Origin of the sequence: Winogradskyella sp. ECml5-4, assembly GCF_036903175.1 — a bacterium.
Classification (GTDB): Bacteria; Bacteroidota; Bacteroidia; order Flavobacteriales; family Flavobacteriaceae; genus Winogradskyella; species Winogradskyella damuponensis.
Window position 1 is genome coordinate 22,163 of the sequence record NZ_JAYJLF010000010.1, and the last position, 23,486, is coordinate 45,648.

The window sequence follows — 23,486 nt, forward strand, 5'->3', positions numbered from 1 at the left end:
TAGTATCGTCATAAATATAAATATTGGTTATGATAGATGAAAATCAAAAGTCTTGCCAATTTTTAATTTAAGCATCATCGTTTAATTACTATTCCATAGTAACGACCAAATCATCTTGTTTTACCATACTGCCTTCAGCTAAAGTTACCGATTTTATTTTGCCAGATTTATGTGCTGTAACGGTTGTTTCCATTTTCATGGCTTCAATTATAAACAACGGATCGTTTTCTTTAACGGTTGTACCTTTTTTTACTAAAACTTTATATAAAGAACCTTGTAAAGGAGCGCCAACTTGGTTGTTGTCTTCTTTGTCTATTTTTACATTTTCAACCTTTTTTATATTTAAAGAGGTATCAAAAATTTCAACAAATCGGTTTTCACCATTGACCTTAAAAAATACGGTTCTTACTCCATCGTCATTTGGAATACTTACTGAAAGTAATTTTACAATTATTGTTTTTCCTGGTTCAAGCGTAATGTTGGTTTCTTCTTGAAGCTTCATACCAAAAAAGAAATCTTTAGTTGGTATTAGTGCTATATTTCCGTAAAGTTTATAGTTTTCATGGGCTTTCTCAAATACTTTTGGATATAACATAAACGATAAGAAATCTTCTATTTCAATAGGTCTTGTAAAGCCTTGTTGGAACTTCTTTTTAAAAGCAGCAAATTCTTTAGTAAAATCTACGGGTTTTAAATGGGCATTTGGTCGGTCTGTGTAAGAGGCTTTATTTTTTAATATAATTTTCTGAAGCGCTTTAGGAAAGCCTCCGACGGGTTGACCTAAATCTCCTTTAAAGAAATTGATTACCGATTCTGGAAACGAAATCGTTTCGCCACGTTGCATGACATCTTCTGGCGTGAGATTATTAGTCACCATAAAAATAGCCATATCACCAACCACTTTAGAGCTTGGTGTGACTTTTATGAGGTTGCCAAACATCGTATTGACTTGTGCGTACATTTTCTTTACCTCATCAAAGCGGTCTCCAAGACCTAAGGCTATGGCTTGTGGTCTTAAATTTGAATATTGACCACCAGGAATTTCATGTTGATACACCTCAGCTGTTCCTGCTTTTAATCCGGATTCAAAAGGATAGTACATTTCACGTGTATCTTCCCAATAGTTTGAAAACTGATTGAGCGTATTCATATCAAAATCATGAGCGCGTTTTTGCCCTTTCATCATTTCAACAACGGCATTAAAATTGGGTTGAGAAGTGAGTCCAGATAAGCCGCCAAGTGCTACATCAACCACATCAACTCCAGCTTCAATGGCTTTTAAGTATGTTGCGGTTTGTAAGGATGAGGTATCGTGCGTATGAAGATGAATCGGGATATTTACAGTGTCTTTCAAAGCACCAACTAATTCCGTTGCAGCATAAGGTTTTAATAAACCAGCCATATCTTTTATGGCGATCATATGCGCGCCTGCATTTTCTAAATCTTTTGCGAGTTGCGTATAATAGTTGAGATTGTATTTGGTTTGCTTTGGGTCTAAAATGTCTCCTGTATAACTAATGGCAGCTTGCGCAATTCCACCTGTTTTATCACGAACATAATTTATGCTAGGTTCCATAGCTTTTACCCAATTGAGTGAGTCGAAAATTCTAAAAATATCAACTCCATTTTCCCAAGATTTTTCAACAAATTTCTCAATTAAATTATCAGGATAGGCTTTGTAACCCACAGCATTAGAGCCACGTAATAACATTTGAAACAAAATGTTTGGAACGGCTTTACGTAATTCTCTTAAGCGTGTCCAAGGACTTTCGTGTAAAAAGCGGTAACAGACATCAAAAGTTGCTCCTCCCCAAACTTCCATACTAAAAGTGTTGGGATGGTTTTTAGCAAAGCTTTCGGCCACTTTAAGCATATCATAACTTCGCATACGTGTTGCTAAAAGTGATTGATGCGCATCGCGCATGGTGGTATCTGTATAATGTATTTTATTGTCGTCTTTTAACCATTGGCAAAAGGCTTCAGGACCTAATGTTGTTAATAGATCTTTAGTGCCTTTTGGAAATGCTTCAGAGCGATTATACTTAGGAACTTTAGCTGTTCTAAACACTTTGGTTTTATCAATATTTTTAACATCAGAATTACCGTTAACAATTACTTCAGCTAAGAAGTTCACTGCTTTAGTGGTTCGGTCTTGAGGTAGTTTTATTTCGAATAATGAAGGCGTATTTTGAATAAAATTGACAGTGACTTTTCCTTCCTTAAACGTTTCATGCTGAATGACATTTTGAAGAAAATGAATATTGGTTTTTACACCTCTAATTCGAAATTCTTTTAAGGCACGTGTCATTTTCCGAACCGCTCCATCGAGTGTTCTACCATGTGCAGACACTTTTACAAGCATAGAATCGAAAAACGGACTCACATTATACCCTTGATAAATACTACCAGCATCTAAGCGAATTCCCATTCCCGAAGCACTTCGGTAAGTGGTAATATTACCGTAATCTGGTGTGAAATTGTTTTCAGGATCTTCGGTTGTTAATCGACATTGCAAAGCAAAACCATAGGTTTGTAAGGATTCTTGATCGTATATTTTTATTTGCTGATCCGATAATTTATAACCACCAGCAATGAATATTTGGGTTTTTACCAAATCAATTCCAGTAACCATTTCGGTAACCGTATGTTCTACCTGAATTCTTGGGTTGACTTCAATAAAATAAATATTGTCTTGTTGATCTACTAAAAATTCAACCGTACCAATGTTATTATAGTTGACTTCAGAGGTAATGGCAACAGCATATTTGTATAAGGCATCTTTTACCTTTTGAGATATATTATAAGATGGAGCAACTTCAACAACTTTTTGATGGCGACGTTGCACAGAACAGTCACGTTCAAATAAATGTCTAATATTACCATGTCTGTCGGCTACAATTTGTACTTCAATATGTTTAGGGTTCTCTACATACTTTTCTAAAAACATGGTATCGTCACCAAAAGCGTTTAAGGCTTCGTTTTTAGCGGAATCAAAATGTTGTTCTAGGTCTTTATCATTTCTAACCACGCGCATTCCACGTCCACCACCTCCAGAAGCAGCTTTTAGCATTAATGGATAACCGATGGTATTAGCTTCTGAAAGTGCAATTTGTAAAGAACTAAGGTCTTTTTTATTACTTTCTATAATGGGAACATTACATTTTACAGCGATTTTCTTAGCGGTAATTTTATCGCCCAAAGCATCCATAACTTCAGGGTCTGGACCAATAAAAATAATGTCGTTTTCAGCACATCGTCTCGCAAATTCTGAATTTTCAGATAAAAAACCATAACCAGGATGAATAGCATCTACATTTTTTTCTTTTGCTAAAGTCACAATTTCATCAATATCTAAATAAGGCTTTAGGGGATCGTTGTCTTCACCTATTTGATATGATTCATCTGCTTTATTTCTATGTTGCGAATAGCGATCTTCATAGGTGTAAATAGCAACTGTAGAAATGTTAAGTTCTGCACATGCTCTTAAAATACGAATAGCGATCTCACTTCGGTTAGCAACTAATATTTTTTTGATCTTCATGAGTGTGTTAATGTGTTGGTATTGTTTTGGTTAAATGTTTTAATGCTAGAGTTGAAAATCTAATTTGTGATAATTTAAATTATGAAAATAATATTAACTATAACGTTTTCGTGAAAGTTACATAAATTATCAATAAGGTACATTTTTGTAGGTAGAAATTAGGTGTGTGGTTGAATAATAACTATAACCTGATTCAATTATTAAATAAATCTTATTGTGAATGGTTTAATGTAAATAAAACTTTAGACGTTTTCTTGTACGTTGAGGTAAAGCATCATTATTAAGTAGTAAATTAATATGATTTGGATTTTTATTTTCGGCGTATAATAATTCGAAAAAATCAAAAATTGAAACACTATCTTTTGCAGATGTAATTAATTTAAAATGATCGCCAGTTTTTACATGACCTTCTTCTAAAACTCTAATATATGTTCCGGAATAGCCTTGATCTATAAATTGTTGTAAAACGGCTTCAGTTCCAAATTTATGCGCAAACTTAAAGCACGGTTCTCTGGGTTGTGTAATTTGTACTAATGCGTTTCCTAGTTTATAAACATCACCAATAAAAAGTTGTTTTTCATCTAAATTTTCAACGGTTAAATTCTCTCCTAGCATACCATAAGTCCAATCTAAATTTGGATATAAACCTTGCCAATAGGGATATTGGTTTGCAGAAAATAGATAGCAGGCTTTAAACTCTCCACCATGAACCTTTCGATCTGAAACTTCATCACCTCTAACGTCTTTTTTGCCTAAATAGATAGGAACATCAGTTGGTTTCTTATAAATACCAGTGGTGATTTCTTCTCCATTCCAAATGAATTTGGTTGGTTGTGCAATATTGGTTGAGATAATTTTCATTTTATAAAAATAAAAAAACCACCTTAGCTTATCTAAGGTGGCTTTAAAAACTTATTGTTTTACTCTGAAACCTCTTCTATAGATATTAAATTATCGTCAGGAATACGGTCTATCATTTTATTATAAGGATCTATACCTGCTCTAATTGGTAATTTACTTGTAATATAAGTGAAAGAGGATTTTCCTGGCTTTACCCAAAGACGTTCTATAATTAATGGGGATTTAATTGTCATACCTTGAGCATTCTCTATATCATTATCAAAAATGGCAATTTCTAACAAATTGGCTTTGGTTCCTTCTTTTAGTAACTTTCCTGTGCCGTCAAAATAATTCTTACTACTTTCTACACTAAATGTTACTTCATATTTATTGTCAGCTAGTTTTTTATAAGTGGCTTCGGTAACTTTATTAGAGTATAAGGTTATGTTTTCAAAACTATCTTCTAAATAATATTTTAAAGAATCTGGTGTTACAGATTTCATATAATTGTACCATTCTGTAGTTGTTGTAAATGGAGCGTTTTGTCTAAATTTAGCAGCTTCGGTATAAGCTTTAAAACCTCTATTTAAATTGTCCTCACCAATTAAATCTTGAAGGCCATATAAAATTAAGCCTCCTTTTCTATACCAAACATAAGTCTGATTATCATTGTCTAAAAGTGTTTTTTCAAATTTACTTTCGTTAGCTCTACTCCTTAAGTAGAGGTCTAATTCTTCTTTTAAGAATTTTTGCATTGCATCGACTCCATATTCTTTTTTCATTACCATTAGTGATGAATACTCAGCCATAGATTCTGAAATCTGATTTGCACCACGAGTTGCAGATGGACTAATCTGATGTCCCCACCACTGGTGAGCAACTTCATGAGCAGTCACAGTATACACATAGTCTAAATCGTTAGGGTCACTAAAATCACCCACCCAACCAAAACTCTCTGCAAAAGGCACTGTATTAGGAAATGACTGTGCAAATGTTGAGTATCTTGGAAACTCTAAGATGCGCATTTGGCGGTATTGGTATGGTCCATAATTTTCAGAAAAATAATCCATAGAATGTTTTACTCCTTTTACAAAACGATCAAGATTATAGGTATGTGTTGGATGATGGAAAATTTCAATATTCACTTTTTCTCCAGATTTACCTGTCCAAACTTCACGATGTACCTCATATTCGGCTGAAGAAATATTATAGAAAAAATCGAGTTCTCCACTCATTTTATAGTGGTAATATTTACGTCCATTTTCTTCCCATTCTTTTTGTAATTGACCTGGCATTATTGCAATTTGATTAGGTGCCGTACTCACTGTTCCTTCGAAAGTGACATAATCTGCATCGTCATTAAATAGGAAATTACTGGTTCCCCAAGGATCTGTTTGTACTGGTTGTTGATAATCTTTTATTGGTAGATTATACTTTTTTCGATCTTGATCACTTGTTAATTCACTTTGTGAGTTATAACCAAACGAAGGAAAGAAATTGTTGTTTAAAAAAGTTCCATTATAAACGATATCGGAACCTGTTCCTTCATTAGGGAATCCTTTATAGGATGCAGCAACTTCTAATTCTAAGGTAATAGTGTCATTGGGTTGCATTGGTTTATCAAAGGCATAAATTTCGTAACCATAATCATCATAGCGTTTACCTAATTTTGGTGATTTGCCATCTAGAGTAAACGTTTTCATTTCCTTTTTTAACAAGCCTTCCGCTCCCCAATTAAGATGTAATGAATCTATAACTTCATTTGTTTTATTCACCATAATATAATTGGTTTTAATGGTGGCTGAACGCTCTTCGGGTACTAAATCGGCAAAAACCTTAACATCTATGACCTTAGGTTGTGCTATTTTATCATATTTACCAAGTTGCTTTTCGTAATCTGCAGAACCTATGGTACTAGCTTCTACAGATCTATAATTATTGATTGTTTTGGTGTTATAATTTATAAATGCACCAGAGCCAATAAATACAGCTAATAAAATGATAAGCGTTCCAATAGTTCTAATATTTAAACGTTCTTTAGCGAGTTGCCACCTCGCTTTTCGACCAGAATCTGTACCACGTTTCCAAAATAAATAGCCAATTACTGTTAGTACTCCTCCACAAGCTAACCAATAGGTTCTAAACCATAATAGTGCTTCGCCGAAATGACCGAATCCGTTCATATCTGAAATGGTATAACTTGGAGCGTAACTGTACAAGTATAAGTTGTTATTTACATCGGCTAAACTGTTTAATCCAAAAAGTAACACCCAAATAGCGATGGCAATCACGTGTCCCATAAACTTTTTTGTAACTAAAGAATGTACAAAAAAGGCTAACATGATAAAGATGATATACTTTGGGAATTCAATAAGGTATAAATCAGTGAAGTATTTATCAAATTCAAAATTAAAATAACCTTTAATAATTTGATTTAAAACACCACTAACCAAAATCATATTTACTAAGACGAAACTTACCATAACAAGTGCCAAAAATTTAGAACCATATACAATTCTATTTGGTAATGGTAAGGATCCAAAGATTTGATCGTAATTAACATTACGTTCGCGATGCAATACTTCACCAGTCATAAATACAATAAGAATAAATATAAGTATGATATAGGTAAAATCTTTGACCTCTAGCATGTAGTAGGTGAGAGGTAATGACGGAGTTCCGTATATAGGAAAGCCAAACCAAGCATCGAAAAACAGGAATAATACAGCAGCTATAAGTATCGCTTTAAAGAAGTTATCTCTAATAATATTTTTAAATTCCATATAAGCCAAACCAAATAATAATTTTAGGTTTAAGCTATTTGAAAAGACTTGTGATACGCTTGGAATTTTAGTTAACGCAGCTGATGCCTTTGGCATATCTAAATTGTCGTCTTTCTTTTTAGAAGTATAGTTCTTGTTTAAGAATTTTATAAAATCGAATTTAAATAACGTATAGAGAAGTGCAAGTAATCCAATCCCAACCCATATTAAGCGGTTCCATACTAGCATTCCGCTAAAAGGGACGGTTAAAGAATTTTGTTCTTCGGGAGTCCAATACCTGATAACATTACTGTATGTACCTATGCCAAAAGGATCTAATAGACTTACTAAATCGGTATTTTCAAGGTCTTGAGTTAAGGTTAGTGTAATTAAATAAGTGATAAAAAGAATGGCACCACCAGCATAAGCTAACATCACTTTTTTGGTAAGACTTACTAACGCAAAAAAGATACAACCTGCAAAGAAAAAATTGGTCCAGTATAAGGTTAATGTAGGTTGTAAATAATGCCAAAAATTAAAATCCGTAAAACGATCGGGTTCTACATAGCCAGCAAAAGGACCTATAGCAAATCCTATAATTAAACCTAAATGCAACCCTAAACTTACTAAAAATAAGACAGACATAGACCCTAAAAAGCGTCCTAATAAATAGCCTTTTTCAGTAACAGGAAATGAAAAATAGTAATTTTCAGTTTTATGTTCTATATCTCTATAAACAGGAACACCCATAATAGCACTAGAGAGCATAATACCAAAAATACTTATAGTAGAAAGCATGGTTGCTATAGCCACAGGCGAGTTTACAAACACTTTTTCTGAGGCAGGTCCGTTTCCTCCGATAGAAACAATAAGGCCAAATAGTAAAAGAATTCCAAAATATGCCCAAGTTGCAGGACGCTTAAATCTGTATTTTATTTCGAATAGAAAAATTTCTTTAAACATAATTGATTGATTTTATTTGGTTAATTAGCAATTATGCAGAAACAGTTTCCATACGAGATGTAATTTCAGCAAAATAAACATCTTCTAAATTGGCAGTACTAGCATCAAAAGAAGCGTCTGGTTGATTGTCACTTAAAACATGAATTATTGTTTGTCCGGCTTTAAGATGCGTAGAAATAACATGCATATTATTCTGATAGTCTTCTAGCGCTACTTTTTCAATGGCTTTTTTCCAAACTCTACCTTTTACAGCTTCAGTTAAAACACTAGGATTACCTTTGGCTACCACTTCGCCTAAACAGATAATGGCCATATTATTGCATAAATTAGAAATATCTTCAACAATATGTGTAGATAAAATAACGATGGTATTTTCACCAATTTCACTTAACAAATTATGAAAGCGCACCCGTTCAGCAGGATCTAAACCAGCTGTAGGTTCATCAACAATAATAAGTCTTGGATCACCAATTAATGCTTGAGCTATTCCAAAACGCTGTTTCATTCCACCAGAATAGGTACCTAAACTTTTATTTCTGACGTGCCATAAATTTGTTTTATTGAGTAAAGATTCTACTAAGTCTTTTCGTTCTCCTTTATTAGAAACACCTTTTAAAGACGCAATATGATTTAGCATGTTGTAAGAACTTACTTTGGGATATACTCCAAACTCTTGTGGTAAATAACCTAGAATTTTTCGGACTTTAGACTTGTCGTTTAAAACGTCAATATCGTCTAGCATAACAGAACCAGAGTCTGCTTGCTGTAGAGTGGCTAGAGTTCTCATTAATGATGATTTTCCTGCACCATTTGGACCTAATAGTCCAAACATACCTTGTGGAATAGTTAGTGTAACATCTTTTAAAGCTTGTACGCCATTTGAATACGTCTTGCTCAAATTCTTAATTTGTAACTCCATGTTTTAGTTTGTTTTTTTTGGTTGGTATTGTGTTAAAGATAATAAAATTATAGAATGTATTGATTTATAATCTATTAGCTTTTTATCTTGATATGTATATATGACGTTTCAATTTAATTTTAGTTACAATTACTCTGAGGTAAAAGGTCTTTGTAAAGGCCTATTTTTTGTAAATACGTATTAGCATTTTTAGATATTGCAATTGATGAATTAATTATAAGTAGAATGGATGTTCAGATAGTTCCTGTAACAGATAAAGTGGAGCAGTAGCAACTTACTTTATGAAATAGTATAAATAATACGAATATAAGCGGAATGGTTTCTGGTATTTACATTGTAAATTATTAGCACATGTACAATAAAAAAGACCATCTTTCGATGGTCTTTTTTATTGTAATATTCTCTAGCTTTAACTCTATTTATTGCTTTAAAGTTTTCCAAAATGGCAACAAATTCATTTGGAACTTTTGGTATTTCTCAGGCATTTGAGTTAAAGGTTCTTCAGTAAAAGTGAAAGGTTTGTTGGCTTCAAAATTCCAATAACGTTCGCCTAATACACCATCTGTAGACTTGGTATGAGCCTTAGGAAAGTTGGTCATAGAGAACTTACCATCATTATTTTTATTAATTCCAAAAGCTTTTAAATCATTAGCAGTTGTGTAAGTTAGAGTCAGTTTTAAGTTAAGTGTTTGGGTGTCTTCAGAAATAAAGAAGTATTTCTCTTTTTTTGAATAATTTGCGAATTCTGAACTCCAAGGATAGTTGGGTTGAGTGATGTTTTTTAATTCACTCTTCACTTTTAAACTGTCGCTTTCATTCTGAATAATTGAAATTAAATTCTCTTGTAAAACAGTAATGGTTTTAGCTTCAGGATTTATTGTTATTGTTGCTTTTTCTGCGATAATGTTACTTTGGTGAATTCCAAAAAAAGTGCCAATAACAAAAAACAGTATTTTAATTTCTTCCATGAGCTAATATAAATAAAAAAGCGCAAGTTTATTAAACTTGCGCTTCATAGCTATTAATCTTAGGGAAATAAGGGGATATTTACCTTGTTAGTACTGCAAAAATAGAATTTTAATTAATTTAAAAAATTGATTTATGATAAGAAATGCAAAAAAATTATAATTCTTTTCTAATTCTGCTTAGGCTTTCTGTAGTCATACCTAGGTAAGAAGCTATATGATAGTTTTTTACGTTTTTTTCAATATTAGGATACGTATTAATAAAATTCAAGTAGCGTTCTGCTGCACTTTGAGATAAATAAGATAAAATTCGTTTTTGAAAGGCGGCAAAAGAGCGCTCTAGTTTTATTCTAAAGTAACTATCTATTTTTGGGATTTTAGTATATAGATCGTTCATGTCCTGTTTAGAAATTTTATACACTGTAGAATCCTGAATCGCTTCAATAGTTAAAATGGCCTTATCAGAATCTAGCAATGCTGTAAAGTCACTTACCCACCAATCCTTAATACCAAATTGAATGGTGTGTTCCTTGCCATGAGAATCTGTGTGGAATGTCCTTAAACAGCCCTCAAGAATATAATATTGAACATCAACAAGATCGCCAGCATTGAGGAGAATAGTACCTTTTTTTACATTGATTTTATGAAAAAGAGGCTCGATAATCTTCATTTCAGCCTTTGTGAAGTTAAGATCTTTAAAGGCTACTTTTATAATAGGATTATCGGATTGCACTTGTAGTGAATTAATTAATGTTTTTTAAGGTACGTAAAATAGTTGAGTAGAAATTATAAATTCGTTACTATAATCGAATATCTGTTTATCTGCTTTTTTCTATGAGAAAAAAAAACCACTTTGAATTAACAAAGTGGTTTTGAATATTAATGAGATTTCTGTTTTAGCAGATGTATGATTATTTAATCATCTCATAACTACGTTTGATAAAGTTAGTTAACTCTTCACCTTTTAAAAGACCTTGAGATAAACGTGCTAAATCTAAACTTTGGTTTATTAAACGTTCTTGTTTCTTTTTGGTTTTTGTTTCTAAAATTTCACCAACCAATGCAGAGTTTGTATTTACGATGAGGTTGTACATTTCTGGCATATTACCAAACATGTGCATTCCGCCACCACCAGTCTGTTGCATTTCTTTCATACGACGCATAAATTCTGGTTGTGTAATAATAAAAGGTGATGCATCACTGTCCATAGCTTCTAATTGTACGGCAAATTTTTCAGAAGGAATTACGTCTTTTAAGATAGTATCTAATTCGGTTTGTTGCTCTTCTGTTAATTTAGAAATGGTATTTTCTTCTTTCTTAATTAAGTTATCAATATGATCACCGTCAACTCTTGCAAAAGAAATATTCTCTTTAGTCGTTTCTAACTTCTGAATTAAATGCGATACAATAGGAGAGTCTAATAATAATACTTCATAACCTTTAGCTTTTGCAGCTTCAATATAGCTATGTTGCTGGTCTTTATTAGAAGCATAAAGAATAACTAGCTTACCATCTTTATCGGTTTGATTGGCTTTTATTTTATTGAAAAGCTCCTCATAGGTATAGAATTTTCCATCAACCGTAGGGTATAAAGCAAAAGCATCTGCTTTTTCGAAGAACTTCTCTTCAGAAAGCATTCCGTATTCAATAACGATTTTAATATCATCCCATTTTGCTTCAAAATCTTCACGATTCGCGTTAAATAATGATTTTAACTTATCAGCTACTTTACGTGTAATGTAAGATGAAATTTTCTTCACCGCACCATCAGCTTGTAAATACGAACGCGATACGTTTAATGGAATATCTGGAGAATCAATAACACCACGTAACATGGTTAAGAATTCAGGTACAATGCCTTCAACGTTATCCGTTACGTATACTTGGTTTTGGTACAGTTGAATTTTATCCTTTTGCATGTTCATATCATTCGTCATCTTAGGGAAATATAAAATCCCTGTTAAGTTGAATGGATAGTCTACATTAAGATGAATATTGAATAAAGGCTCTTCAAATTGCATTGGATACAATTCTCTGTAGAAATTTTTATAATCATCACTTTCTAATTCTGTTGGTTGTTTAGTCCAAGCAGGATTTGGATTGTTAATAATGTTATCTACAGTAATCTGTTTGTGTGGCTCAGTTGTTTCTTTGCCATCTTTATCTTTCGTTGTTTTTGGAGTAAAATCTGGGTCGTTTATTTCCTTAGTTCCAAATTTAATTGGAACAGGCATAAACTTGTTGTACTTATTAAGTAGCTCACTAATTCTTGATTCTTCTAAAAATTCAGTAGAATCTTCTGCAATATGAAGGATGATTTCAGTTCCTCTATCGGCTTTATCAGAAGGTTCTAATGTAAATTCTGGAGAGCCATCACAGGTCCAATGTGCAGCTTCAGCACCTGTATGCGATTTTGTAATAATTTCAACTTTTTCTGCAACCATAAATGCAGAATAAAAACCAAGACCAAAGTGACCAATAATACCTGAATCTTTTGCAGAGTCTTTGTATTTATCTAAAAATTCTTCAGCACCAGAAAATGCCACTTGGTTAATATATTTTTCAACCTCTTCGGCTGTCATTCCTAAACCTTGGTCAATAATGTGAAGTTTTTTACCTTCTTTATCAATTTTAACTTCAATGATAGGATTTCCATAGTCAGATTTAGATTCACCTATACTTGTAAGGTGCTTTAATTTTAGTGTGGCATCTGTACCATTACTAATAAGTTCACGTAAAAAGATTTCGTGATCGCTGTATAAGAACTTTTTAATTAACGGAAAGATATTCTCTACCGATACATTAATACTTCCTTTTGTCATGATATATAGTTTTTTGTATAATTAATTTGAATGTTTAGTTATAGTCAAATAAAATACCAAGACGTAAAATGTGACAAAGTGACACAAGTACTATGCGTGCATAACGAATGTAAATGCTAATAAAAATAAATTGTATCTTATATCTTAAATTGCTAAACTAAATAATAAGTTTTCCGATGGCTCGGAAACGAAAATAATTTTTCGATGTACAATTCAAAAATAATAGGCTTAGGTAAATACGTACCAGACAATGTTGTAACCAATGATGATTTGTCTAAATTGATGGACACAAATGATGAGTGGATACAAGAACGCACAGGAATAAAAGAGCGTCGTTGGGTAGAAAAAGGTAGTGGTGATACTACAGCAACTATGGGAGTGAAAGCCGCAAAAATTGCTATTGAACGTGCAGGTATTGATAAAGATGACATCGACTTTATTATTTTCGCAACCTTGAGTCCTGATATGTATTTTCCTGGTCCAGGTGTACAAGTACAGCATGCTTTAGATATAAAAACGGTTGGTGCATTAGATGTGCGTAACCAATGTTCTGGTTTTATATATGCCATGTCTGTAGCCGATAATTTTATTAAAACAGGAATGTATAAAAACATTCTAGTTATAGGAAGTGAGTTACATTCTCATGGCATGGATAAAACCACACGAGGGAGAGGTGTTACTGTTATTTTTGGAGACGGAGCAGGAGCAGCTGTCCTAACTAGAGAAGAAGATAACTCTAAAGGGGTTTTATCTACGCATTTACATTCGCAAGGTGAACATGCTGAAGAATTAGTATTAATAGCTCCAGGAATGGGGAAACGTTGGGTAAACGATATTTTAGCAGATAACGATCCTAATGATGAAAGTTATTTTCCACACATGAACGGTCAGTTTGTGTTTAAAAATGCTGTAGTGCGTTTTAGTGAAGTAATCATGGAAGGTTTAATGAAAAACAACTTACAGGTTGATGATATTGATATGTTAATTCCGCATCAAGCGAATTTGCGTATTTCACAATTTATTCAACGTAAGTTTAAGCTAAACGACGATCAAGTGTTTAATAACATTCAGAAATACGGAAATACAACAGCCGCTTCTATTCCTATAGCTTTAACTGAAGCTTGGGAAGAAGGTAAAATAAAAGAAGGAGATACCGTTGTTTTAGCTGCTTTTGGTAGTGGATTTACTTGGGGAAGTGTGATTATGAAGTGGTAATACAAATCCCTTTGAAAAAAGGGGACATTATTTGTAATTAAATTTTACGAATGATTTGAACGTATATCATATAACAACGAGGTTGATTTTTTATATGCTTAAAAGACTGACGGTATGATTATTTTTAACACCTAAAACATATGCGGCATGCACAAACTATCCATTTTTTTACTACTTATTTTGTGCTTATCAAAAAATGCGACCGGACAGCAAAAGGATACATATATTAAAGCAGGTCTTTTTTATGATAGTGAACAAAATGTGCTTTTAAAAGATAAAGTTATTCATGTTAAGAATAACCGCATTGCCTCTATTGGTACATTAAAAATGATTCCAAGCAATGCTCAAGTTATTGACCTTTCAGAGTATACTGTTCTTCCTGGACTAATTGATGCGCATACTCATGTGCTTTTTTCTCAAGATGCCACCGAAGATTTTTCCGAACATAGCATTCATTCGCTCACTATGGAAAGCGATGCCATAAGAACACTTAGAGGTTCAAAACGCGCAAAATCGTATTTAGATGTTGGAATAACAAGTGTAAAAGATCTTGGTAATTCAGGACTGTTTTTAGATGTAGCTTTACGTGATGCCATTAATGAAGGTACTATTCAAGGACCTCGTATTTTTGCTTCTGGGCCAATTATGGCCGCTACAGGAGGTCAAGTTTATGGCGTATCTCCAAAACACCAAAATCTGATAGATTTAGAATACAGAATTATAAATGGAGTAGAAGACGCTAAAATTGCGGTTAGAGAACACGTGAATCAAAAGGTAGATGTGATTAAGATTTGTGCAGATAATATTCCGAACAATACACACCTCTCTATTGCTGAAATGAAAGCTATTGTAGAAACGGCAAAAGCGTATGATCTTACTGTGGTAGCACATTCCATTACGAATCAGTCGGCATGGAATGCTATACAAGCAGGAGTAGATGGTATTGAGCATGGATTTAATTTAGCAGATTCAACTTTAACCTTAATGGCTAAAAAAAAGGTGTTTTTAGTACCCACAGAAAATAGTAAAGCTTATATGAAGATTTATGGTAAACTGTCTGGTTATAAAGACGGCGATTTACCTTGGGTAGGTAATTACATCAATAAGATGAAAAACAGACTCAATAGAGCCATCCAAAAAAAAGTAACCATTGTAGCTGGTTCTGATAACTATACAGATATTGGTGGTACACGTGGTGAATCTTCAAGAGATATGTTTCGTGCTTATTTTGAAGCTGGCATGAAACCTTTGGATATTTTACAGTCGGCAACTTATATATCTGCGTTAAACTTACACAAGGAAAACGAGCTTGGAGTACTAAAACCAGATGCTAAAGCAGATATAATTGCGGTAAAAGGTGATATAACTACTGATTTTATGACTACTATAACACAAGTGGTATTTGTGATGAAAGATGGAAAAATCTATACAACTAAGTTTAATTGATATACTTTTAGGTATGCTATCTGTTTAATCCTATTAAATTTTATTTAATTCTTGATATAATAAAGGCAGTCTTTAACAAGGCTGCCTTTTTATATTTCTCCTAGTATAGGATTGTCATTGTTGAGGTTAAGGCGTTATTTACAAAAGGGTATTATGGGGTTGGGATATGAGATATGTAGGTTAGAAAGAAGTTTGATAGGTGTTATATATAGGCGTGTTATGGATTAAAGTCAGTATAAAGTCGGCATATAGTCGGCATATAGTTGGCATAAAGTCGGTGTAAATAGGGGTGATATTTGGTTTTTATATTACGTATTTTATATATTTATATTATTGAAAACTAATATGTTATGGCGAAGCAAAAAGGTTTAGTGCCTTTAGAGGGCACGTTAAAGGGTATTAATTTTTACTATAGAAAGGGTGTTCCGATAGCAAGGGCGGCAGGTGGAGGATTTACAAGATCAGCCATTAAGCATAGTCCTACAATGGAAAGGGTACGGGAGAGTAATACTGAATTTGCAGGATGTTCTAAAATTAATAAGGTTTTTAAGCAGGCTTTAGCTCCTTTTTTGAAAGGACATAAAGATGGTACTCTTCATAGTAGGCTAATGTCATTGTTTTTGGGGATTAAAAATTTAGATAGGATTTCGGGTCCAGGTAAAAGGCAGGTTGCTTTGGGTCTAGAAACGCTGGAAGGAGTACGATTGTTTAATGATTTTACGGTAACTCCTGAACGGCCAAGGTTGTTAGCTTGTCAATATGGATTAGATTGGAATGAAGGAATGTTTTTTATAGAAGGTATTGATTCTGGCGTTTTTATGAAGGGTTGCGACGTTATTGTTTTGTCTGTAGGATTGGTGCGTTTTGATTTTGATAGTTTGGCTTTTGAGCAAGTATTTGCTGATCCGTTATTAGTGCGGAGGTCTGCAGATGCATTGGATTATAGGATTGCGTTGCCTGCGTTAGCTTATGGTACAGGAGAGGTTTTTGGGGTAGGGCAAGTACAGTTTTATCAGGAGATTGATGGGGCTTTGTATGGCATGCGCAAAGGGTTTGGTGTTGAGTTGTTTATGGAGGTCTAGTTAGGGCATAAAAAAACCTCCCAGTTAAAGTCGAGAGGTGAACTTAAATGTTTTCACAACGGAATAATCCTTATTGTGAATTGCTTTCAGACTGTAAATTTAAAAAAATAATTTTTGATATGCAATGAGGTTTTCCGTAATGAATAATTAAAATAATTTTATAAGTTTAGTGATAAAATTATTTAGAAATGAAAACCGTATTAGGATTAGATTTAGGAACTAATAGTATTGGGTGGGCGTTGGTAAAAGAAGCCGAAAACGAAAACGAAGTTTCGGAAATTATTAAGCTTGGAGTACGTGTAAACCCTTTAACTGTTGATGAAAAAACCAATTTTGAAAAAGGAAGGCCGCTGTCTACAAATGCAGATAGAACTTTGAAACGCGGAGCTCGTAGAAATTTGCAACGTTATAAATTAAGACGAGAACACCTTATTTCAATACTACAAGATCACGGATTTATAGATGAAAATTCTGCCTTAACAGAAATAGGTAAGCATACAACATACGAAACATTAGGGTTAAGAGCAAAAGCCTCTAAAGAACAAATAAGCTTGAGTGATTTGGCGAAAGTCCTTTTGGCTATTAATAAAAAGCGTGGTTACAAGAGTAGTAGGAAGTCTGTTAGTGAAGAAGACGGTCAATCTATTGATGGCATGGCGATTGCCAAAACATTGTATGAAACTAATTTAACGCCAGGACAGTATGTTTTAGGATTGTTAAAAGCCAACAAAAAGTACCTTCCAGATTTTTATCGTTCTGATTTAACCAATGAATTTAAGGCCGTTTGGAATGCCCAAAAAGCTTTTTATCCTAATATTTTAACAGATGATTTGTTTAAAAGTTTAGAAGGAAAAAACAAAAACCAAACGAGGGCTATTTGTCAAAACCCTTTTGCGATTGAAGGTATCAAGCAAAAAGGAACGGCTGCTGAAAAACGTATGGAACGCTATCAATGGCGAACAGAAGCCTTGACACAGAAACTTGATTTGGAGCATTTGGCGATAGTGCTTCAAGATATCAATAACAATTTAAATACGTCTAGTGGATATTTGGGGGCAATAAGTGATAGGAGTAAAGCCCTTTATTTTAATAAGGAAACGGTAGGAGAATATTTATACAAACAGATTTTAAACAATCCTCATACGTCTCTAAAGAACCAAGTATTTTACAGACAGGATTATTTAGACGAATTTGAGCAAATATGGGAAACACAAAGCCAGTTTTATCCTAATTTGACAGATGCATTAAAAGAAGAGATACGCGATGTTGTTATTTTTTATCAACGCAAATTAAAGTCTCAAAAAGGATTGATTAGTTTTTGTCAGTTTGAAAGTTGGGAACAAAAGTATGTTGAAAAAGAGACCGGAAAAGCAAAAACAAGAACTGTAGGTAGAAGAGTTATTCCAAAATCTTCACCACTTTTTCAAGAGTTTAAAATATGGCAAAATTTAAACAACTTAGTGTTTCAAAACACGGAAACAAACAAGGTTATAGTATTTAAAAACTTAGATGAGGACATAAAAACAGCGGTTTTTGAAGAGTTAAACCTACGCGGAGATTTAAAGCCCAACGACCTATTAAAAATTTTGAATAAGTATCTTTTAGATGTTAAAAAACTATCTGAATGGAAATGTAATTTCGAAAAGATAGAAGGAAACAGGACCAATGAAAAGTTATATAATATTTATCAGGCTATAGCTGAAAATGAAGGTTATGGTTTTGATTGGGCAAAAAAATCAGCTAAGGAGATAAAAACAGAACTTAAAACTGTTTTTCCTGAAATTGGCATTGATGCTACGATTCTTGATTTTGATGCCGATAAGGACCAATTTGATAAACAATCTAGTTATCAATTGTGGCATTTGCTTTATTCGGCAGAAGACGACGATAAAATAACAGAAGACGATAAACTCCTTTATGGTAATTCTAGTGTTGCACTAAAGAAAAAATTGCATCTTAAATATGGTTTTAAGCCGCAATACACAGGTTTATTGGCCAATATAACATTACAGCCAGATTATGGTAATTTATCCTCAAAAGCAATTAGAAAGATTTTACCTTATTTAAAGGCAGGAGATGAGTTTTCAAAAGCATGTGATTTGGCAGGCTATAATCATTCTAACAGCTTAACGGCAGAAGAGCAGGCGAATAGACTCTTAAAACCTTCTTTAGAATTATTAAAAAAGAACAGTTTACGCAATCCTGTTGTAGAAAAGATATTGAACCAAATGGTAAATGTGGTTAATCAGGTCATTAAAACTTATGGAAAACCAGATGAAGTGCGTATTGAATTGGCAAGAGAACTTAAAAAATCTGCAAAAGAGCGCGCCAATATGACTAAAAGCATTGCAGATGCTACAAGAAGGAATGACGATATAAGAAAGACTATTACTAAAACTTTTGGTATACCAAACCCAACAAAGAATGATGTTGTAAGGTATCGTTTATGGAAAGAGTTGGAGAGTATGGGGTATAGAGATGTCTTTACAAATACTCAGATTAAGCATGAAGATTTGTTTAGTAAAAAAATAGATATTGAGCATATCATTCCTAAAGCCATGTTGTTTGATGATTCTTACTCTAACAAAACTTTAGCATTTAAAAAGGATAATTTAAAAAAGGCGGATCGTACCGCTTACGATTTTATATCTCAAGATTATCAACAAGATTTAGAGGCTTTTGAGCTACGAGTAGAAGGGTTGTTTAGTGGTAATCATATCTCTAAAGCTAAGCGCAACAAATTACTAATGCCTAAAAGTAAATTACCTGATGGTTTTATAGAACGCGACTTACGTAATAGTCAGTATATCGCTAAAAAAGCTAAACAACTACTTTATGAGGTTTTTAGAACCGTTGTTTCTACTTCGGGAAGTATTACCGATAAGTTGCGTGAAGACTGGGATTTAATAAACGTTATGAAAGAACTCAATTTACCTAAATACCGTGCTTTAGGTTTAACGGATAAGGAAGAGCGAAAAAATGGTAAAATTGTTGAAGTTATTAAGGATTGGACTAAACGAAATGACCATAGACACCACGCTATGGATGCGCTAACGGTTGCTTTTACTACGCACAATCATATTCAGTATTTGAATAATTTAAACAGCTATTATAGTTTAAGATCAGGAGAAGGAGATTTGGAAAAGAGTCGTCTTTATGCCTTAAAGAACACAATAACCAAAGTATATAAAGACAAGAATGGTAATGGTAAACGGAAGTTTGTTCCTCCAATGCCTCACTTTAGGGTGGTGGCTAAAGATCATATTGAATCTATTTTAGTATCGTTTAAAAACAAAAATAAGGTTGTTACTAAAAACATTAATAAGACCAAACGGAACGATAAGTATAATTCAAAGGTGCAACTGACACCAAGGGGGCAGTTGCATAAAGAAACCGTTTATGGTAAAATAAAGCAAGCACAAGCCAAAGCCACAAAATTGAATAAACGATTTACTTTAGAGCAGGCGCATCTTATAGTTAATAAGGGTGAAAGAAAAGTTGTTCTTACTCATCTGGGTAAATATGGAAATAATGCAGCGCAGGCTTTTGATACTAAAGTATTGAAAAACGATCCTTTGGTTTATAAAGGTTCTCCTTTAAAAGACGTTATATGTTTTGAAACGGTTTATACCATTAGAAAAGAAATAGCACCAGACCTAAAAATTGATAAAGTAATTGATGACCAAATAAAGTGTATTCTTAAAGAACGATTAAATGCATTTGGAAACAATGCTAAAGAAGCATTTTCTAATTTAGAAAATAACCCCATTTGGCTAAATAAAGCAAAAGGTATTTCTATAAAGCGTGTTACTATAAAAGGAGTCAGTAATGCCGAAGCTCTTCATACGGCAAAAGACCATTTGGGTAATGAAATTTTAGATGCTAATGGACAGCCGATACCTGTTGATTTTGTAAGTACAGGGAATAACCATCATGTTGCTATTTATGAAGATAAAGATGGCAAACTTCAAGAGAAAGTAGTTTCGTTTTATGAGGCTGTTGCAAGAGTGAATGAGGGCTTGCCAATTATAGATGAAACTTATAATTCAGAAAAAGGATGGACTTTTAAATTTACAATGAAACAGAATGAGATGTTTGTATTTCCTAATGCGGATTTTGATGTCAATACTATTGATTTTACAGATGATAAGAAGATGAGTTTAATCAGTAAGCATTTGTTTAGAGTTCAGAAAATTGCAACAAAAAATTATATGTTCACTCATCATTTAGAAACTCAGGCTACAACGGGAGATGATTTAAAAAAGCTTAAGATGTTATCGGAAAAAAAATATCATTTTATACAAACACCAGATAAATTAAATGGAATAATCAAAGTGAGAACTAACCATCTAGGCCAAATTGTTCAAGTAGGAGAATATTAAGTTTTATTTATGATTAAGCGCACTCTGTTTTTTAGTAATCCCGCTTATTTAAGTACTCGAAACGAGCAGTTGGTGGTTTCTTTTCCTGATTCAGAAAAACAGGATGTAACTGTTCCTATTGAAGATTTGGGTTATGTGGTTTTAGAGCACCCACAGATTACGATCACCAATGGTTTACTGATGCAATTGGTACAACATAAAACGGCTGTTATTACCTGTGATAAGCAGCATTTGCCCACTGGTTTTTTACAGCCTTTGGCAGGACATAGTGAGCAAACGGAGCGGATGCGGTATCAATTAAATGCTAGTGTGCCCTTAAAGAAACAGTTGTGGCAGCAAACGGTGGTGGCTAAAATAGATAATCAAGCGAATCATTTTTTAGCTAGGGGTAAAAATGCGCTTCGATTAAAGCGTTATGCGCGTTCGGTAAGTAGTGGTGATTTGGGAAATCAGGAAGCTTTGGCAGCGGCGTTTTACTTTCAAAATTTATTTGCTATAGCGGGATTTAGTAGAAATCGGAAAGCTATGGCACCTAATAATTTGCTTAATTATGGGTATGCTATTTTGCGTGCTATAACAGCACGAGCTTTGGTGAGTAGTGGGTTATTGCCCTCTGTGGGAATCTTTCATCGCAATAAGTACAATGCTTATTGTTTGGCAGATGATGTGATGGAACCTTATAGGCCCTATGTTGATGCTGTGGTGTATGATATTGTAGAAAGTGGCTGTAATATTGAAGCCTTGAATACAAGTATTAAAAAGGATTTGTTGCTTATCCCCGCTATGGATGTGGTAATAGATGGTAAACGGAGTCCTTTGATGAATGCGATGAGCCGTACGACTGCAAGTTTGTATGAATGCTTTGAAGGAGGCCGTAGAAAACTACTGTATCCGGAGTTTGCAAGCTATTAAAAAACGAGTAGGCTAAAATGGATATTATTTATGTCATTATCTCTTACGCGGTTAAATCAATATAGAAGTATGTGGGTCTTGGTGTTTTTTGATTTGCCTACCGAAACGACTACGGAGCGGAAAGTCGCTTCAGGCTTTAGAAAACGATTAATTACTGATGGCTTTGCTATGTTTCAGTTTAGTATTTATATGCGTTTTTGTCCTAGTAGAGAGAATGCAGCAGTTCATATTAAGCGCACTAAAAACGCTTTACCTAAAAAAGGCAAGGTTTGTATTATGCAGATTACGGATAAGCAGTTTGGAATGATGGAATTGTTTCACGGTAAGAAGGCAGTGGAACCAGAGTCTCCAAGTCAGCAATTAGAGCTTTTTTAGGATTATAAAAATGAGGCTCTAGGTTCTGTTTTCTTCTTTAAGACCAGTATTTTGTGTGATTTTAATGGTGTGTGTAAAAAACAGGATACCAGCGTGTTATAGCAAGTATCCTGTGAATCATCTATAAAGATATAGAACTGAAAGCAATTCACAACCTGCATTTTTTGCAAACTATTTGACCTCTCCTGTGAATCATCTATAAAGATATAGAACTGAAAGCAATTCACAACGAACTTCTAACATTCATAAGTTAGTTTTTTCCTGTGAATCATCTATAAAGATATAGAACTGAAAGCAATTCACAACAAGTATTTAAAAGGTGCACATCCTGAATTACCTGTGAATCATCTATAAAGATATAGAACTGAAAGCAATTCACAACCACCACCAATAATTAATTTATTTTTTATCTCCTGTGAATCATCTATAAAGATATAGAACTGAAAGCAATTCACAACACAATCCTTTAACTGGTTTGTTTGATTTTACCTGTGAATCATCTATAAAGATATAGAACTGAAAGCAATTCACAACAGATAGTATATACTCTTCCATTAACTTATCCCTGTGAATCATCTATAAAGATATAGAACTGAAAGCAATTCACAACAAAGTACATTTTAATAGCATTGAAGTTACCCTGTGAATCATCTATAAAGATATAGAACTGAAAGCAATTCACAACTAGATTTTAAAGAATGCAAAGATGCAAACGCCTGTGAATCATCTATAAAGATATAGAACTGAAAGCAATTCACAACTTTACACGACTTAGGTATCAACATTCAATTCCTGTGAATCATCTATAAAGATATAGAACTGAAAGCAATTCACAACGCATGCACATTGGCAGCACCAACATGTGCTCCTGTGAATCATCTATAAAGATATAGAACTGAAAGCAATTCACAACGTTAACCAATTCGTTAAGACTTTAACACTACCTGTGAATCATCTATAAAGATATAGAACTGAAAGCAATTCACAACACTTTTAATCTTAGTTCGTTGCAGTTTTGCCCTGTGAATCATCTATAAAGATATAGAACTGAAAGCAATTCACAACTGAAAATAAGCACAAGACATTACGGAAGGCCCTGTGAATCATCTATAAAGATATAGAACTGAAAGCAATTCACAACCTCTCGTGCTTATTGTCGTCTTGCTCGCCGCCTGTGAATCATCTATAAAGATATAGAACTGAAAGCAATTCACAACCTCTATAAAACTCATGTTGTATGTGTTAAACCTGTGAATCATCTA

Annotated in this window: 13 protein-coding genes and 1 CRISPR repeat array (1 of these 14 cut by a window edge); of the genes, 6 read left to right on the forward strand and 7 right to left on the reverse strand. The window is 33.5% G+C overall.

Annotation, left to right across the window (positions count from 1 at the left end):
* Positions 1 to 88: 88 nt before the first annotated feature.
* From VDP25_RS11700 to htpG, 7 genes are all read right to left on the reverse strand, one after another.
* Positions 89 to 3,541: a pyruvate carboxylase gene (locus tag VDP25_RS11700; RefSeq protein ID WP_334469944.1), complete on the reverse strand. Its 3,453-nt coding sequence runs from the start codon at positions 3,539 to 3,541 to the stop codon at positions 89 to 91.
* A 225-nt stretch (positions 3,542 to 3,766) separates the two neighbouring features.
* Positions 3,767 to 4,402: an MOSC domain-containing protein gene (locus VDP25_RS11705; RefSeq protein ID WP_334469946.1), complete on the reverse strand. Its 636-nt coding sequence runs from the start codon at positions 4,400 to 4,402 to the stop codon at positions 3,767 to 3,769.
* Positions 4,403 to 4,461: 59 nt separating this feature from the next.
* Positions 4,462 to 8,106, reverse strand: a complete 3,645-nt coding sequence (locus VDP25_RS11710) for an ABC transporter permease/M1 family aminopeptidase (RefSeq protein WP_334469948.1) — start codon at positions 8,104 to 8,106, stop codon at positions 4,462 to 4,464.
* Positions 8,107 to 8,137: 31 nt separating this feature from the next.
* Entirely contained in the window at positions 8,138 to 9,025 is an 888-nt protein-coding gene (locus tag VDP25_RS11715) for an ABC transporter ATP-binding protein (RefSeq protein WP_334469950.1), read from the reverse strand.
* 419 nt (positions 9,026 to 9,444) lie between these two features.
* A complete protein-coding gene (locus VDP25_RS11720; protein ID WP_334469952.1) occupies positions 9,445 to 9,993 on the reverse strand; it encodes a hypothetical protein in 549 nt (182 codons plus the stop codon).
* 154 nt (positions 9,994 to 10,147) lie between these two features.
* Positions 10,148 to 10,660, reverse strand: a complete 513-nt coding sequence (locus VDP25_RS11725) for a Crp/Fnr family transcriptional regulator (RefSeq protein WP_334469954.1) — start codon at positions 10,658 to 10,660, stop codon at positions 10,148 to 10,150.
* 241 nt (positions 10,661 to 10,901) lie between these two features.
* Entirely contained in the window at positions 10,902 to 12,812 is a 1,911-nt protein-coding gene (gene htpG, locus VDP25_RS11730) for a molecular chaperone HtpG (RefSeq protein ID WP_334469956.1), read from the reverse strand.
* A 204-nt stretch (positions 12,813 to 13,016) separates the two neighbouring features.
* Here htpG and VDP25_RS11735 point away from each other — a divergent pair, with 204 nt between their 5' ends.
* The 6 genes from VDP25_RS11735 (at position 13,017) to cas2 (ending at position 22,224) form a co-directional block, all read left to right on the forward strand.
* Positions 13,017 to 14,027: a 3-oxoacyl-ACP synthase III family protein gene (locus VDP25_RS11735; RefSeq protein ID WP_334469958.1), complete on the forward strand. Its 1,011-nt coding sequence runs from the start codon at positions 13,017 to 13,019 to the stop codon at positions 14,025 to 14,027.
* 147 nt (positions 14,028 to 14,174) lie between these two features.
* Positions 14,175 to 15,473 carry a metal-dependent hydrolase family protein gene (locus VDP25_RS11740; RefSeq protein WP_334469960.1) on the forward strand — a complete coding sequence of 433 codons (1,299 nt, stop codon included), beginning with the start codon at positions 14,175 to 14,177 and terminating at the stop codon, positions 15,471 to 15,473.
* A gap of 485 nt (positions 15,474 to 15,958) precedes the next feature.
* Positions 15,959 to 16,555 carry a hypothetical protein gene (locus VDP25_RS11745; RefSeq protein WP_334469962.1) on the forward strand — a complete coding sequence of 199 codons (597 nt, stop codon included), beginning with the start codon at positions 15,959 to 15,961 and terminating at the stop codon, positions 16,553 to 16,555.
* 188 nt (positions 16,556 to 16,743) lie between these two features.
* Positions 16,744 to 20,937, forward strand: coding sequence for a type II CRISPR RNA-guided endonuclease Cas9 (gene cas9 / locus VDP25_RS11750; protein ID WP_334469964.1), 4,194 nt, complete (start codon positions 16,744 to 16,746; stop codon positions 20,935 to 20,937).
* Positions 20,938 to 20,946: 9 nt separating this feature from the next.
* Positions 20,947 to 21,849, forward strand: a complete 903-nt coding sequence (cas1, locus tag VDP25_RS11755; protein WP_334469966.1) for a type II CRISPR-associated endonuclease Cas1 — start codon at positions 20,947 to 20,949, stop codon at positions 21,847 to 21,849.
* 30 nt (positions 21,850 to 21,879) lie between these two features.
* Positions 21,880 to 22,224 (forward strand): CRISPR-associated endonuclease Cas2, encoded by a 345-nt coding sequence (cas2, locus tag VDP25_RS11760; RefSeq protein ID WP_334469968.1) that lies wholly within the window; start codon positions 21,880 to 21,882, stop codon positions 22,222 to 22,224.
* 109 nt (positions 22,225 to 22,333) lie between these two features.
* Positions 22,334 to 23,486: direct repeats of the CRISPR family, unit length 46 nt; unit sequence CCTGTGAATCATCTATAAAGATATAGAACTGAAAGCAATTCACAAC (it continues 2,460 nt past the right edge of the window).